This window comes from Achromobacter dolens (genome assembly GCF_902859745.1).
In the GTDB taxonomy this organism is placed as follows: Bacteria; Pseudomonadota; Gammaproteobacteria; order Burkholderiales; family Burkholderiaceae_B; genus Achromobacter; species Achromobacter dolens.
This window is the reverse complement of sequence record NZ_CADIJW010000007.1, coordinates 131,547-146,247: the sequence shown is the minus strand read 5'-3', so window position 1 is coordinate 146,247 and position 14,701 is coordinate 131,547. Positions and strand designations below refer to the sequence as shown.

The window sequence follows — 14,701 nt, the reverse complement described above, 5'->3', positions numbered from 1 at the left end:
GACGCGCCCGGGGCGATCCAGGAAAAGGGAGCGGTCAGGCGGGCGCGCCGTCGTGCTGGTAGGCGCTGCCGGCCTGCTCCGCGCTGACCAGGCCGTAGCGCACATCGCGCTCGACGCGCGCGGCGTCGCGGCGGGCCGGGTCGCCCAGGCCGCCGCCGCCCGGGGTGTGCACCACCAGGCGTTCGCCCGCCGGGACCAGTTGGCGGCCCTTGGCGCGCAGACTCGCGCCGCCGACCAGCCCCAGGGCGCCGCCGGCGCCGGCGTGCCCGCCAAGCGCGCCGCGGGCCGGATGCACCACGCGGTCGAAGGCGGCGGCGATGATCATGGCCGCCTGCGGATCCGCGTGGCGCACCACGATGGTCTGGCCGAGGCCGCCGCGCACCGTGCCCGGACCGCCGGAATCGGCGCGGTATTCCTTCTGCTCGAACACCAGCGGATTGGCGCTTTCCAGGATCTCCAGCGACACGTTGCGCACGCCGCTGGGATACGAAGTGACGGACAGCCCGTCCTTGCCGGGCCGGGCGCCGGTGCCGCCGGTGGAGAAACTGACCGCATTGAAGCGCGGACCGGCCAGCAACGCCCGCTGTTCATCCTGCGTGGCGCCGGCCAGCGGCTCGCCGCCGACCAGGTGCAGGTTCCACAGCGACGAGGCGCCTTCGGCCGGCACCTGGTCGGGCCGCGCCTGGCGCAGCGCGCCGAACACGGCGTCGGGCAGCAACTGGCCGATGATGTGGCGCGCCGTCACCGCGGCCGGGAAGCGGGCGTTCAGGATCGAGCCTTCGGGCGCGGCCACTTCCACCAGCGACAGCGAGCCGGCGTTGTTGGGCACGTCGGCGCCGATCAGGCAGCGGATGCCGAACGAGGTGTAGGCGTCGGTATAGGCCTTGACCACGTTGATGCCGCGCGCCACGCTGGGCGATGTGCCGTCGAAGTCCACCAGGATCTTGCCATCCCGCACCGTCACGCTCGCCTGCAGCGTGATCGGCGCGTCGTAGCCATCGATCACCAGCGTGTTGTGCCAGGTGCCCTGCGGCCATTGCGCGATGGCCTGGCGCATGGCTCGCGCCGATTGCTCGATGATGTAGCCGCCCAGCGATTCCAGGTCGCCCAACTGGAACTCGGTCAACAGCGACTTCAGGCGGCGCCCGCCGATGTCGTTGCAGGCCACCAGCGCGTACAGGTCGCCCTCGACCTGTTCCGGTTCGCGCACATTGGCGCGGATGATGGCCAGCACGCCCGGGTCGACCTGGTGCTGGTGGAAGAAGCGCAGGATCGGCAGGAACAGGCCTTCGTGATAGACCTCCAGGCCGTCGGCGCTGCTGCCGATGCCGCCGATGTCGATCACGTGCAGGGTCGAGGCGAACAGCGCCACCAGGGCGCCGTCATGGAACACCGGCGACACCATGGTCATATCGAACAGGTGGCCGGTGCCCTTCCACGGATCGTTGGTCAGCAGCACGTCGCCGTCCTTCAGGGTCTCCGGCGGAAACACCTTGAGAAAATGCTTGACCGATTCGGCCATGGCGTTGACGTGGCCGGGGGTGCCGGTGACGGCCTGGGCGATCATGCGGCCGTCGGGCAGGAACACGCCGGCCGACAGGTCGCCGGCTTCGCGCGTGGCGGTGCCGAAGGCCGAGCGGATCAGCACCTGGGCCTGTTCCTCCACCACCGACAGCAGGCGATTCCAGGCCAGTTGAAAGCGGATGCGTTGCTGGGGCGTGGGTTGCGCGGTGCTCATGCGGGGTCCTTTGCGGCGCGCGCGGCGGCCGCCTTGATATCGTCCAGCACCAGCGAGCCGAGCCGGCTGCGCCGCGCTTCGAAGCCCGCGGGCACGAAAGTGGTGGTCTCGTCTTCCACGACGAGGGCGGGGCCGGTCAGCTTCTGCTCGGCGTCCAGCGCCTGGCGTTCGTAGGTCGGCACCTCGATCCAGTCGTTGCGGTCGAAGTCGTAGAGCCGGCGCGTGCCGGCCTGGCGCGCCGCCGTGGCCGGGCCACTGGCGATGTGGTCACGCGGCCGCGCGCGGCGCTCGCCGGCCTGGGCGGCGACCGACCAACTGACGGCCTCGGGCGCCACGTGCGGCAGGCTGCGGCCGTACAGTTGGGCATAGCGTTCGGCGAAGGCCGCGCCCAGCCGCGCGCTGGCGGCGGCGTCGAAAGGGCCATCCGGCAGGTCCACGGCAATCTCGTGGCCCTGGCCGCTGTAGCGCATGAAGACCACCCGCTTGTGGCTCAGCGGCGCTTCGGGCGCGGCGCGCCGCACCACGGTGTCGACCCCGGCGGTCAGCTCGTCCAGCAGGCGCTGCACCGCGGCATGGTCGATGTCGGCCAGGCGCTGGTGGAAGCTGCGCACCGCCTGGTAGGCGATCGGCGCCCACAGGAAGCCCACGGCCGACCCCACGCCAGCCGATTCCGGGATGATGACGCGGCCGATGCCGAGCTTGCGCGCCAGGCCGGCGGCATGCAGCGGCGCGGCGCCGCCGAAGGCGATCAGGGTGTGTTCCTCGGCCGCCTTGCCCAGCTCGGAAGCATGCACGCGGGCGGCGTTGGCCATGTTCTCGCTGACCACCTCGATGATGGCCTGGGCGGCCTGCGGCGCTTCCAGCCCGGCGGGGCGCGCCAGGTGGGTCTCGATGGCATGGCGCGCGCGCTCGGGTTGCAGGCTGACCTTGCCGACGGCAAAGCGTTCCGGCGTGACGGTGCCGATCAGCGCGTGGGCATCGGTGACGGTGGGCAGTTCGCCGCCATTGCCATACGCGGCGGGGCCGGGCGACGAGCCGGCGCTGTCCGGGCCGACCTGCACCACGCCCAGGTGGTTGACGCGCGCGATCGAGCCGCCGCCGGCGCCGATCTCCACCATCTCGATCACCGGGATGCGGATCGGCAGGCCCGAGCCCTTCAGGTGACGGTGCACGCGGCCGAATTCGAAGCTGCGGCTGACCTGCGGCTCGAAGTCGTCGATGTAGCAGATCTTGGCCGTGGTGCCGCCCATGTCGAACGACAGCGCGCGCGCCGCGCCGGTCTGTTCGGCGATGTGTTGGGCCAGGATCGCGCCGCCCGCCGGTCCGGACTCCACCAGCCGCACCGGCTCGTCGATGCCGGTCTGCAAGGTGGCGATGGCGCCGCCCGAGGTCATCAGGAACGGCTCGTCGCGCAGTCCGCGTTGGCGCGCCGCGTCGTTCAGCCGGCGCAGGTAGCCGGACACCTGCGGCTGCACGTAGGCGTTGGCGCTGACGGTGGACAGGCGCGGATACTCGCGGATCTCGGCGCAGACGTCGGAAGACAGCGACACCCAAAGCTGCGGCGCGTGTTGCTTGAGCAGCGCGCGGATGCGGCGTTCGTGGCCGGGATGGGCGTAGCTGTGCAGCAGGCACACCGCCACGCTCTCGATGCCGGCGCGGGTCAGTTCCCCGGCCAGCGCGATCACCTGGGCCTCGTCCAGCGGCGTCAGCACCTGGCCGTGCGCATCGACGCGCTCGGTGACGCCGAAGCGCCAGGGCCGCGGCACCAGCGGCTCGGGCTTGTCCAGGAAGATGTCGTACTGCGCGAAGCGGTCTTCCAGGCCGATCTCGACCAGGTCGCGGAAACCCGCGGTCGTCAGCAGCGCGGTGCGGGCGCCCTTGCGCTCGATCAGCGCATTGGTGGCCAGCGTGGTGCCCAGGATCAGGAGGTCGACCCGCGGCCACGCCAGGCCGGCCTGGCCGAGCAGCTCTTCGATGCCTTGCAGCACCGCGGTTTCGGGCGCGTCGGGCGTGGTCAGCAGCTTGGCCGACCAGCGTTGTGGTTCCTGTTCGAGGACGATATCGGTGAACGTGCCGCCGACGTCGACGGCAACGCGCACCGGCGCCGTCGAGGCGGACTCAGAGGGGGAGTGGGACATGTGGGCAGGGGAGGAAAAAGCGCAGGGGTCTCGCGGAGCGCCGGCAGGCGGGCTTTGCAAAAGACCGATCCTAAGCAGTCAGGGCGGCTGTCAGAAGGACGTTTTTCGCATGTCGATATGCGGATTTCGTGCCAGCCGGCCTTGGCGCCGGGCAATCTGGCGATCGGCGATCTGCTGATCGCCGATCGGTCGGGCGGGCGTGTTATTCCGCGCCGTCGCGGTCCATCGACCGCAATGGTTGCGGAATCCGATAGCGCTGGCCGTCGAATTTCAGCGTGCGCGGCGTCTTGCCCTTGTCGACGACTTTTTCCTCGCAATCGCCGCGCACCACGGCCGCCCGGCTCGACTCGCGCGATTCACTCGTGGCGATGTCGCGGTATCCCTGCGTGACCGTGTCGGCCATGGACAGGGTCACGGCGCGGCTGGTGAATCTCCCCGCGCAGTTGGTGTCCCATTCGCCGCTCGAGCGCGCGACGGACAAGCCATCGAGCACCATCGCCAGGCCCTTGGGGCCGATGTCGAACAGGCGCAGGCTGGTTTCGTCGAAGGGGTTGGCGCGCGAGGCGCCGACGCGCGAGATGCGCAAGCCGAAGGCGCGGCGGCCGGGCGCGAGGTCGTAGCGGGCGGTGTCGAAGGACACGCTGGTCAGGCGTACCGCATCGTCCGACATCAGTCCTTCCAGCCGGATGTCATGACGGATTTCCAGGGAGGAGCTGTCCAGCACCAGGATCCGCAGGTCGCCGGTGTGGCCGTCGTCCTGGTTCGGCGTGTCCTGCATCAGCGGAATCGCCGCCAGCAGAAGGCCAGGCTGGGCCGGCCAGGTCTTGCACGTCACGGCGAAGGGTTCGCCGTCGTCGGCGTCGGCGATCCGGATGACGATATTGTCCCGCCCGAGGCGCAGGTTGCCTTCGCCGTCGGGGGCGGGCGCCTCGGGGTAGGCCATGCGCACGACAGCCGCGGCCTGCGGGCAGGCGCCACGGGCGGCCTGCGCGGCGCCGGGGACGAGCAGGGCGGCCAGCGCCAGCGGCGCGGCAAGGACCAGATGACGGATCATGAGGGGGATCTCTTGGTTTATTGCACGTGGGTGGGCGTGGCGGCGCGCGAGGCCTGCGTGGGCATCGCTTCTTGTGCCAGGGTGCCCGGTTCGGTGGCGGACGGCCGCAGCACGACCGTGTGCTGGGCGTCGTTGGCGCCCAGCTTGGGCAGGTCGGCGGGCCGCGCGGCCAGGGTCGCGAACGGTCCGCCGCCGGCGGCGGGCAGGCCGTCCAGCGTCAGGGTGGCCGCCCAGACGCCGCCGCGGCGCGACAGCACCTGGTAGCGCTGCGGGCCGCCGGCCATGCGCGCCACCACGTACAAGGTGCCGTCGATGAGATGGATGGCCGGCGGCGAGGCGGCCTCGGCGTCGAGCCTGGCCGGCTTGCCGTGCTCCACCAGCCAGAGCGGTCCGTCGGCGCGTTCCAGGATCGCCACGATCACATTGCCCTGCGCATCGGCGTCGATGGCGGGCCGGCCGATGTAGGGCATGCCCAGGTCGGTCGGCGCGCTCCATTCCATGTCCAGGTCGGTGGTGTCGCCGGTTTCTTCCAGCCGCGTCAGGTGATTGTTGGCGCGCTGGCGGAAATAGAGTTCGACGCGGTGCTCGTGGTTGCGGATCGCGGCCAGCCCGCCGGCGGCCTGGGGGGCCTGCACGCGGCGCCAGGAATGCCACTCGGGGCGTTGGCCCTTGGGCGCCGGCAATTGGCGTGTGTAGAACAGTTGGCCGCCGCCAGCCGATGCGAACACGATGTAGCGGCCGTCATCGCCGCGCACGACCGCCGGCGCGCCGGTGGCGCCGTCCAGGGGCGGCAGGCTCTGCCACGGCGCCCAACTGCCGTCGATGCCGGACGGCGCGATCCAGTGCAGCAGGCCGTCGTAGCCGAGCGCCACCGCGGCGGCCTCGCCGCGCGGCGCCACGGCCGGGATCTGGCTGACGCGCACGCCGGCCAGGGCCTGCCAGCCCTGCCAGGTGCCGTCGTGGCGCTGTTTGTTGGCCCACACGCCGCCCAGCGGATCGCGCGCCATCAGGCCGGCGGTGCCGTCGGCATGCCCGAATGTCACCAGCGGGCCGCTGGTGCGCCCGCCCAGGCTCTGCCAGCGGCGCTGGCCCGCGTCCCAGCGATTGGCGGCCGCGTTGGTCTCGCCGGCGGCGAATACCACCAGGCCGTTGCGGCCGTCCGGATAGATCTGCGGCGGCATGTCCTGGCGCGAGACGTAATACGCGCGCTGCACCCAGGCGGCCGCGGGCCCGGCGGGCTCCTTGCAGCCGGTGGGGCCTGCGCAATAGTGATAGTCGTTCCAGGCGTAGTGCTGGAAGATCACCGATTTGCTGGCGATCTCGTTGTCGGCGAGGTTGCTGGCGCGTTCCTGGCTGGGGTAGTCGATGTAGCCGGTCTCGGCGTAGTTGCCGGGCGCGCGCAGCATGGCGGCGCGGACCAGCCGCGCGCTGGCGATATGGTCGGGATGCCCGTGGCCGGCGCAGCGCCAGCACAGTTGCGTGTATGGCACGCTGATGGTGTCGTCCAGGTGCCGCACCGTGGTCGGCTGGTACTGGCGGATCAGTTCGGCCAGGGTGTCGATCAGTTGTTCGCGCGAGTAGACCTCCGGATACGGCCCCAGCGTGTCCACCGTCTGTCCCGGTTCCGATTCCGTGCGGCTCAGCGGCGTGAGGCTGCCCCAGCCCTTGCCCAGCCACGGGTCCTTCAGCCGCAGATGCCACAGTTGCACGCGCGGATTGCCGGACAGGGTGAAACGCGCGATCTGGCGCGGGCCCGCATGGCCGGCGCTTTCCTTCCACAGGTCGGGCTGGCGCGCCATGTAGGCATAGGCCGCGCGCACGCCGCGCTCCCGGCCCAGCATGTAGGTGTCGCCCTCGCCGGCATCGCTGGCGGTCAGGTAGACCACCCGCACGCAGCCGCCCGCCGCGATGTTGGAGGCGATGTCCGGATTCATGAACAGCAGGTCGTCATCCAGGTGGGCGACGAAGGCCAGGTCCTTGATGCCATTGCACTGCGCCAGGGTGGGCGGGGCGGCAAACGCGGCGGAGCAGGCCAGGCAGGCGAGCAGCAGCGCCTGGCCGAAAAAGGAAAGCAAGGTCGTGAGGGTCCGCGTCAAAGGGGCGTCGCTCCGATAGGCCGGGGTATGAAACCACCGATTGCGGGCATCTTAGCAAGTTCGGCCCGCAGGATCACGCCTGCGGTCATTTGCTAATCGCTGATCTGTCGTTAGCCATCGCCCCGCGCCGGCTTAGCATCGGCGCCATGACCGAACTCCTGCGCATCCAGAACCTCACCGTCGACCTGCCGGCCGGCGCCGACCGGCCGCACGCGATTCACGACCTGTCCCTGTCCGTCAACGCCGGCGAGATCGTTTGCGTCGTCGGCGAGAGCGGATCCGGGAAATCGCTGACCGCCGGCGCCATCCTGGGCCTGCTGCCGCAGGGCGTGCGCGCCAGCGGCGGGCAGGTGCTGTGGGAAGGCGAGGACCTGCTGCGCCTGTCCCCGGCCGCCATGCGCCGCCTGCGCGGCCAGCGCATCGGCATGATCTTCCAGGAGCCGATGACGGCGCTCAATCCGCTGCGCACCATCGGCGACCAGATCGGCGAGGTCTTCCGCACCCACACGCGCCTGCCAGGCGGCGAAATCCGGCGGCGCACGCTCGGGTTGCTCGACTCGGTGCGCCTGCCTGATCCCGCCCATGCGTTCGGCGCCTATCCGCACGAACTGTCCGGCGGCCAGCGCCAGCGCGCCATGATCGCCATGGCGCTGGCGCTGGAGCCGGCGCTGCTGATCGCCGACGAGCCGACCACGGCGCTCGATGTCACCACGCAGGCGCAGATCCTGAGCCTGATACACGACCTGCAACGCCGCCGCGGCACCGCGGTGCTGTTCATTACCCACGACTTCGGCGTGGTGGCGGAGATCGCCGACCGCGTCGCGGTCATGCAGCGCGGCGAGCTGGTGGAGAGCGGCCGCGCCGAGGAGGTGCTCAGGCATCCGCGCCATCCCTATACCCGGGCCCTGATCGCGGCCGTGCCGCCCTTGGCGCCGGCAGCCGCGCGCGCCCCGGGCGCCCCGGAAAAGCCCGCCATTCTCACCACGGACGGATTGTCCAAGACCTATCGCAAGCGCGGCTGGTTCGGCCAGCCCGGGCGGGTGACCCACGCGCTGGACGGGGTGTCATTGACGTTGCGCGAAGGCGGCACGCTCGGCATCGTCGGCGAAAGCGGTTCGGGCAAATCCACCCTGGCGCGTACCCTGCTGGGGCTCTTGCCGCCGGATGCCGGCGCCATCACGCTGGCCGGGGAACCGCTGGCGTTCAAGGGCGCCGCCGCGCGGCGCGCGCACGCCCGGCGGGTGCAGATGGTGTTCCAGGACCCCTATGGCTCGCTCAACCCGCGCCAGCGCGTCGGCGAGATCGTCGCGCGCGGCCCCATCGTGCATGGCGCGCCGCGGCGCGAGGCCTGGGCCCAGGCGCGGGAGTTGTTCGAACTGGTCGGCCTGTCGCCGGACGCGATCAATCGCTATCCGCACGAGTTCTCGGGCGGACAGCGCCAGCGCGTGGGACTGGCGCGGGCCCTGGCGATGCGGCCGCGCGTACTGATCGCCGACGAGCCGGTGTCGGCGCTGGACGTGTCGGTCCAGGCCCAGGTGCTGGCGCTGCTGGCGCGCCTGCGCGAGCAACTGGGCCTGTCGATCCTGTTCATCACCCACGACCTGCGGGTCGCGGCGCAGGTGTGCGACCACGTCGCGGTGATGAAGGACGGCAAGGTGGTGGAAGCGGGGCCTTGCGCCGAGGTCTTCGGCCAGCCGTCGCATTCCTATACCCAGGCATTGCTGGCGGCGGTGCCGGGCCGGGGGTGGGATCCCGCCGGGGCCGCCGCGCGGCGGGCAGCATAGCGGCTTTGGCCGGATACGGCATTCGCGGTATAACCGACTGATGCCGTGCCGCGTTTCACGCGCCTCGCGCGAGACGCTCCCTCCACGGCGGGAGATTGCCCATGCCCGACATCGTCCAATTGCGTCCGGAGGGTCTGTACTGCGCCGCGGGCCAGTTCTACATCGACCCCTGGCGCCCCGTGGACGTCGCCGTTCTCACGCATGGCCATGGCGACCACGCGCGCGCCGGCATGGGTTGCTACCACACCAGCGCCGAAGGCCTGCCGATCCTGCAATGGCGCCTGCGCGAACAGGACTACCGCGTCCACGCCTACGGCGAGCCGTTCACGCTGGGCCGGGCGCGGGTTTCGCTGCATTCCGCGGGCCACGTGCTGGGCTCCGCGCAAGTGCGCATCGAAGTTGACGGCCAGGTGTGGGTCGTGTCGGGCGACTACAAGCGGCAGCCCGATCCCACCTGTGCGCCGTTCGAGGTGGTGCCGTGCGACACCTTCATCACCGAAGCCACCTTCGGCCTGCCGATCTATCGCTGGCCGGACACCGCGGAAGTGGCGCGCGACATCGTGCAGTGGCGCGACCATTGTGCCGCGCGCGGCGAGGCGGCCATTCTCTACTGCTATGCGCTGGGCAAGGCGCAGCGGGTGCTGGCCGAGTTGATGCCGTTCGTCGACCGGCCCGTCTACCTGCACGGCGCGATTGCCGCGGGCGTGGACGTCTACCGCGAGGCCGGCATCGCGCTGCCCGACACGCGCCTGGTCATCGAGGCGGACGGCGCGCCGGCGGCCGCGGGCACGGGATTTGCTGGCGAGCTGGTGCTGGCGCCGCCGTCGGCGGCCGGCAGCGCGTGGCTGCGGCGCTTCCGCAAGGCGCAGCACGGCTTCGCGTCCGGCTGGATGCGGCTGCGCGGCAACCGGCGCCGGCGCAACATGGACCGGGGCTTCGTCGTTTCTGACCACGCCGACTGGCCCGACCTGCTGCGCACGATCCGCCAGACGGGCGCGCGCCGCGTCATCGCCACGCATGGCGACACCGACGCGCTGGTGCGCACGTTGAATGAATCGGGCATCGCCGCCGAGACGCTGGCCACGCAATATGGCGAAGACGACTAGCACGGCGCGCCGCGCCATTTTCGTAGCGACAGGGGAACGGATCCAGGCATGAAGCGATTCGCGGCGTTGTATCAGGAACTGGACCGCAGCACCGCCACCTTGGACAAGCGCGCGGCGCTGGTGGCCTACTTCCGCGATGCGCCGCCGCGCGACGCGGCCTGGGCCTTGTACCTGCTGGCGGGCGGCAAGATCACCAGCGCGCGCCGCAAGATCGCCGCCGTCGGCGAGTTGCGCGCCTGGGCCGCGACCGCCTCCGATACCGCGCCCTGGCTGGTGGACGCCTGCTACGACCAGGTCGGCGACCTGGCCGAGACGCTGGCGCTGCTGGTGCCCGACCCGCGCACCGCCGCGCCCGAGCGCGGCCTGGCCGATTGGATCGAGGAGATCCTGGTGCCGGTCGCCAACCGCGACGAGGCCGAGCGCCGCGAAGTCATCGTCGCGGCCTGGCTGGGGCTGCCCTACATCGAGCGCCTGGTCTTCAACAAGCTGCTGACCGGCGCGCTGCGCGTCGGCGTGTCGCAACGCATGGTGCAGCAGGCGCTGGCGGAGTTGTCGGGCGTGCCCATCGCCCGCATCGCGCAGCGCATGCTGGGCGCATGGTCGCCCAGCCCCGCGTTCCTGCGCGACCTGCTCAGCGCCGACGAACTGCCCGGCGACCGCCAGCAGCCCTATCCCTTTTTCCTGGCCTCGCCGCTCGAAGGCGACCCGGCGCTGCTGGGGCCGATCGACGACTGGCTGCTGGAGTGGAAGTGGGACGGCATCCGCGCGCAACTGATCCGGCGGCGCGGCGAGGTGGCGCTGTGGTCGCGCGGCGAAGAGCGCCTGGACGGCCGCTTTCCGGAAGTCGAAGCGGCCGCGGCCGCCTTGGCGGTGGACTGCGTCGTCGACGGCGAACTGCTGGCCTGGCAGGAAGACAGCGTCGATCCCATGCCGTTCTCGGCCCTGCAGACGCGCATCCAGCGGCTCAAGCCCGGACCCAAGTGGCTGGCCGAGGCGCCGGTGCGCTTGCTCGCCTATGATCTGCTGGAGCTGGATGGCGCCGATCTGCGCGATGAGCCGCAGGCCGCGCGCCGCGCGCGGCTGGAAGCGCTGCTGCGCGAGCGCGCCGACCCGCGCCTGGGCCTGTCGCCGCTGGTGGCGCCGGCGAGCTGGGACGAAGCCCACGTGCTGCGCGCGCAATCGCGCGAGCGCGGCGTGGAGGGCTTCATGCTCAAGCGCCGCGGCGCGCCCTACCAGAGCGGCCGGCGGCGCGGCGACTGGTGGAAGTGGAAGATCGATCCGCTCACCATCGACGCGGTGCTGCTGTATGCGCAGTCCGGCCACGGCCGCCGCAGCACGCTCTACACCGATTACACCTTCGGCGTATGGGACGGCGACGCGCTGGTGCCCATCGCCAAGGCCTACTCGGGCCTGGACGACAAGGAGATCCTGGAACTGGACCGCTGGCTGCGCGCCCACACGCGCGAGCGCTTCGGCCCGGTGCGCTCGGTCGACCCGGTGCAGGTGTTCGAGCTGGGCTTCGAGGGCGTCAACCTGTCCAAACGGCACAAGTCCGGCGTGGCGGTGCGCTTTCCGCGCATCCTGCGCTGGCGTCACGACAAGCGCGCCGACCAAGCCGACCGGCTCGATACCCTGAAGGCCCTGGCGCGATGAGCAGCGCGCGGCGGGACGGCCCCTTACTGGCCTGGTTCGCGGCGCGCGGCTGGAAGCCCGCCGCGTTCCAGCGCGAAACCTGGCGGCGCTATCTGGCCGGCGAATCCGGCCTGCTGCATACGCCCACCGGCAGCGGCAAGACGCTGGCCGCATTCGGCGGCCCGCTGCTGGAGGCGCTGGCCGATCCGGCGCCGGCGCGCGCGGCGGCGGGCGAGGGGCCGCGCGTGCTGTGGGTGACGCCGTTGCGGGCGCTGGCCGCCGACACCACGCGCGCCCTGGCGCAGACAGCGGCCGAGCTGGGCCTGGCGTGGACGGTGGCGCTGCGCACCGGCGACGCCAGCGCGCGCGACAAGCGCCTGGCGCGCCAGGGCAAGGCGGATGTGCTGGTCATCACGCCCGAGTCCCTGGCGCTGCTGCTGTCCTACGCCGATGCGTCGCAGCGCTTTCGCGCCCTGCGCGGCATCGTGGTGGACGAATGGCACGAGCTGCTGGGCAACAAGCGCGGCGTGCTGCTGCAGTTGTGCCTGGCGCGCCTGCGCTGCCTGTCGCCCGGCGCCCGCACCTGGGGCCTGTCGGCCACGCTGGGCAACCTGGACCAGGCCCGCACGGTGCTGCTGCCGCATGCGCCCGACAGCGCCCTGGTGGCGGGCGCGCGGCCGCGCAAGATACAGATATCGACCCTGTTGCCCGAGCGCAGCCGCGCCCTGCCGTGGGCGGGACACCTGGGACTGTCGCAGCTCGAACGGGTCTTCAAGCGCCTGTTCGACGTGCGCGCGACCCTGCTGTTCACCAACACCCGCGCGCAGGCCGAGCTCTGGCACCGCGCGCTCGAATCGATCTGGCCCGAGGCCCCGGGCACCCTGGCGCTGCATCACGGCTCGCTCGATCCCAAGCTGCGCGCGGCGGTGGAGCAGGGCCTGCGCGACGGGACGATGCGCTGCGTGGTGGCCACCTCCAGCCTGGACCTGGGCGTGGATTTTCCGGCGGTGGACCAGGTGTTGCAGATCGGCAGCCCCAAGGGCGTGGCGCGCCTGTTGCAACGCGCCGGCCGCGCCCGCCATCGGCCGGGCGAGTCCGGCAACGTGGTGTGCGTGCCGGCGCAGGCGCTCGAACTGATCGAGTACGCCGCCGCCCGGCAGGCCATCGCGCGCGGCGAGATCGAATCCCGGCCGCCGCCGGTCGGCAGCCTGGACGTACTGGCCCAGCATGCCGTCACGCTGGCGCTGGGCGGCGGCTTCGACGCCGACGCGCTGTACCAGGAAGTGCGCGGCACGCATGCCTATGCCTCGCTCGATCGCGCCACCTGGCAGGCGGTGCTGGACTTCATCGTGCAGGGCGGCCGCGCGCTGGCCAAGTATCCGGACTATCAACGCGTGGTGCGTGACGACGACGGCCGCTATCGCGTGCACGACCGGCGCGTCGCGTTCCGCCATCGTTTGTCCATCGGCACCATCACCGCCGACGGCGCCGTGGCCGTCAAATACCTGCGCGGGGGCAGCCTGGGCTCGGTGGAGGAAGGCTTCCTGGCGCGCCTGCGGCGTGGCGACCGCTTCCAGTTCGCCGGCCGCACGCTGGAACTGGTGCGGCTGGAAGGCATGGTGGCCTATGTGCGCCGCGCCAAGGGCGGCGATGGCCCGGTGGCCACCTGGCAGGGCGGGCGCATGCCCCTGTCGACGCAACTGGCCAGCGAAGTGGAAAGCCTGTATGCGCATCCCGGCACGCATCCGGAGATGCGCGCCGTCGCGCCGCTGCTGCGGATCCAGGCGCAGGCCAGCGCATTGCCGGACCGGGGGCGGCTGGTGGCAGAACGCATCGGCACGCGGCGCGGCATGCATCTGTTCCTGTTTCCGTTCGCCGGCCGCGCCGTGCACGAAGGCATCGCGGCAATGATCGCGCTGCGCTGGGGCCGGCGGCAGGCCAACACGATCTCCTATACGGTCAACGACTACGGGCTGATGCTGACGCTGGCCGAGCCGGCCGCGCTGGACGCGGCGCTGCTGCGCCAGTTGCTTAGCCCCGAACGCATGGCCGAAGACCTGCGCGACGGCGTCAACCTGGGCGAAATGGCGCGCCGCCAGTTCCGCGAGATCGCGCGCGTGGCGGGCCTGTTGACGCCTTCATTGCCCGGCCAGGCGGCACGCTCGCTGCGGCAGGTGCAGGCCTCCAGCGGGCTGCTCTACGATGTGCTGCGCCGCTACGATCCGGACCACCTGCTGCTGGCGCAAGCCGAGCGCGAGGTGTTCGAATTGCAACTGGAGGCGCCGCGCCTGCTGGCGGCGTTGCACGGCTGCCAGCGGCGCGAACTGGCGCTGTGCGAACCGCGCGCGCTGACGCCCCTGTCGTTCCCTCTGTGGACCGAAAGCATGCGCGGGCAACTCAGCACCGAGACCTGGCAGGCGCGCGTCAGGCGCGCCGCGCAGCAACTGGAGAAGCGCTATGAGCGCCTTGCCTGACGGCGCGTTGCAGGCGTTGCTGGGCGGCGAGCCCCTGTGGCTGTTGGGAACCCGTGCCCTGTTCTGGCCGGCGCGTTCGCGACTGGTCATCGCCGACCTGCACCTGGGCAAGAGCCATGCGTTCCGGCGCGCGGGCATCGCGGTGCCCAGCGGCGCCACGCGCGGCGACCTGGATCGCCTGGCGGATGTGATCGCGCGCGCCGCCGCCCGCGAGCTGTGGATCGTGGGCGACCTGTTGCACGGGCCCGCGGGGCAGGCGGGGTGGCGCGATACCTGGATGGCGTGGCGGCGTGACCATGCGGCGCTGGATGTCGCGGTGCTGGCGGGCAATCATGATCGTGCCCTGGATGGCCCGGCGTTCGGCGTGCGGCAGTTGGGCGAGACGCACATTGACGGCCCGTTCCTGTTCAGCCATGTCCCGCGGGCGGACCCAGACGGCCGGCACGTCATCGCCGGCCACATGCATCCGAAGACATCCGTGCGCGGCGTGCCGCGCAGTTGGCCGGCGTTCTGGCTGCGTTCCGGTCTCACGATCCTGCCGGCCTTTTCGGACTTCACCGGCGGCTATCCGGCCGATCGCGACGACGGGCGCGTCGTCGCCTGCGTGGAAGGCGTCGCGATCGAGGTCGGCGCACGCGCGCGATGAGGGCGCCGGACGAGGAATCGCGAAGGGGAGGCG

At 71.6% G+C, this 14,701-nt stretch carries 9 protein-coding genes; 5 read left to right on the top strand and 4 right to left on the bottom strand.

What is annotated here, in order from left to right; translation table 11 throughout:
• Window positions 1-34: 34 nt before the first annotated feature.
• From HV783_RS08615 to HV783_RS08600, 4 genes are all read right to left on the bottom strand, one after another.
• Window positions 35-1,738: a hydantoinase B/oxoprolinase family protein gene (locus HV783_RS08615; RefSeq protein ID WP_175188982.1), complete on the bottom strand. Its 1,704-nt coding sequence runs from the start codon at window positions 1,736-1,738 to the stop codon at window positions 35-37.
• Window positions 1,735-3,876: a hydantoinase/oxoprolinase family protein gene (locus tag HV783_RS08610; RefSeq protein WP_064525868.1), complete on the bottom strand. Its 2,142-nt coding sequence runs from the start codon at window positions 3,874-3,876 to the stop codon at window positions 1,735-1,737. Before HV783_RS08610 ends, HV783_RS08615 begins: the two co-directional genes overlap by 4 nt.
• Window positions 3,877-4,078: 202 nt before the next feature.
• Entirely contained in the window at window positions 4,079-4,930 is an 852-nt protein-coding gene (locus HV783_RS08605; protein ID WP_175188981.1) for a PA3715 family protein, read from the bottom strand.
• Window positions 4,931-4,947: 17 nt separating this feature from the next.
• Window positions 4,948-7,005 carry a DUF8189 domain-containing protein gene (locus tag HV783_RS08600; RefSeq protein WP_231132969.1) on the bottom strand — a complete coding sequence of 686 codons (2,058 nt, stop codon included), beginning with the start codon at window positions 7,003-7,005 and terminating at the stop codon, window positions 4,948-4,950.
• A 167-nt stretch (window positions 7,006-7,172) separates the two neighbouring features.
• On the opposite strand from HV783_RS08600, the gene HV783_RS08595 reads away from it, so the two are divergent.
• From HV783_RS08595 to pdeM, 5 genes are all read left to right on the top strand, one after another.
• Window positions 7,173-8,810 carry an ABC transporter ATP-binding protein gene (locus tag HV783_RS08595; RefSeq protein ID WP_175188980.1) on the top strand — a complete coding sequence of 546 codons (1,638 nt, stop codon included), beginning with the start codon at window positions 7,173-7,175 and terminating at the stop codon, window positions 8,808-8,810.
• Between the two features lie 101 nt (window positions 8,811-8,911).
• Window positions 8,912-9,916 carry a ligase-associated DNA damage response exonuclease gene (locus HV783_RS08590; RefSeq protein ID WP_064525875.1) on the top strand — a complete coding sequence of 335 codons (1,005 nt, stop codon included), beginning with the start codon at window positions 8,912-8,914 and terminating at the stop codon, window positions 9,914-9,916.
• Window positions 9,917-9,964: 48 nt separating this feature from the next.
• The gene (locus tag HV783_RS08585) at window positions 9,965-11,569 is read left to right on the top strand and encodes an ATP-dependent DNA ligase (protein ID WP_063569933.1); all 1,605 of its coding nucleotides are present in this window, start codon (window positions 9,965-9,967) and stop codon (window positions 11,567-11,569) included.
• Window positions 11,566-14,022, top strand: coding sequence for a ligase-associated DNA damage response DEXH box helicase (locus tag HV783_RS08580; protein WP_175188979.1), 2,457 nt, complete (start codon window positions 11,566-11,568; stop codon window positions 14,020-14,022). The genes HV783_RS08585 and HV783_RS08580 overlap by 4 nt, the downstream gene beginning before the upstream one ends.
• Window positions 14,006-14,668 (top strand): ligase-associated DNA damage response endonuclease PdeM, encoded by a 663-nt coding sequence (gene pdeM, locus HV783_RS08575; RefSeq protein ID WP_175188978.1) that lies wholly within the window; start codon window positions 14,006-14,008, stop codon window positions 14,666-14,668. Before HV783_RS08580 ends, pdeM begins: the two co-directional genes overlap by 17 nt.
• Window positions 14,669-14,701 lie beyond the last annotated feature (33 nt).

Coding starts and splice junctions, on each gene's coding strand:
- HV783_RS08615 (WP_175188982.1), bottom strand. CDS start 1,738: ATGAGCACCGCGCAACCCACGCCCCAGCAACGCATCCGCTTTCAACTG.
- HV783_RS08610 (WP_064525868.1), bottom strand. CDS start 3,876: ATGTCCCACTCCCCCTCTGAGTCCGCCTCGACGGCGCCGGTGCGCGTT.
- HV783_RS08605 (WP_175188981.1), bottom strand. CDS start 4,930: ATGATCCGTCATCTGGTCCTTGCCGCGCCGCTGGCGCTGGCCGCCCTG.
- HV783_RS08595 (WP_175188980.1), top strand. CDS start 7,173: ATGACCGAACTCCTGCGCATCCAGAACCTCACCGTCGACCTGCCGGCC.
- HV783_RS08590 (WP_064525875.1), top strand. CDS start 8,912: ATGCCCGACATCGTCCAATTGCGTCCGGAGGGTCTGTACTGCGCCGCG.
- HV783_RS08585 (WP_063569933.1), top strand. CDS start 9,965: ATGAAGCGATTCGCGGCGTTGTATCAGGAACTGGACCGCAGCACCGCC.
- HV783_RS08580 (WP_175188979.1), top strand. CDS start 11,566: ATGAGCAGCGCGCGGCGGGACGGCCCCTTACTGGCCTGGTTCGCGGCG.
- pdeM (WP_175188978.1), top strand. CDS start 14,006: ATGAGCGCCTTGCCTGACGGCGCGTTGCAGGCGTTGCTGGGCGGCGAG.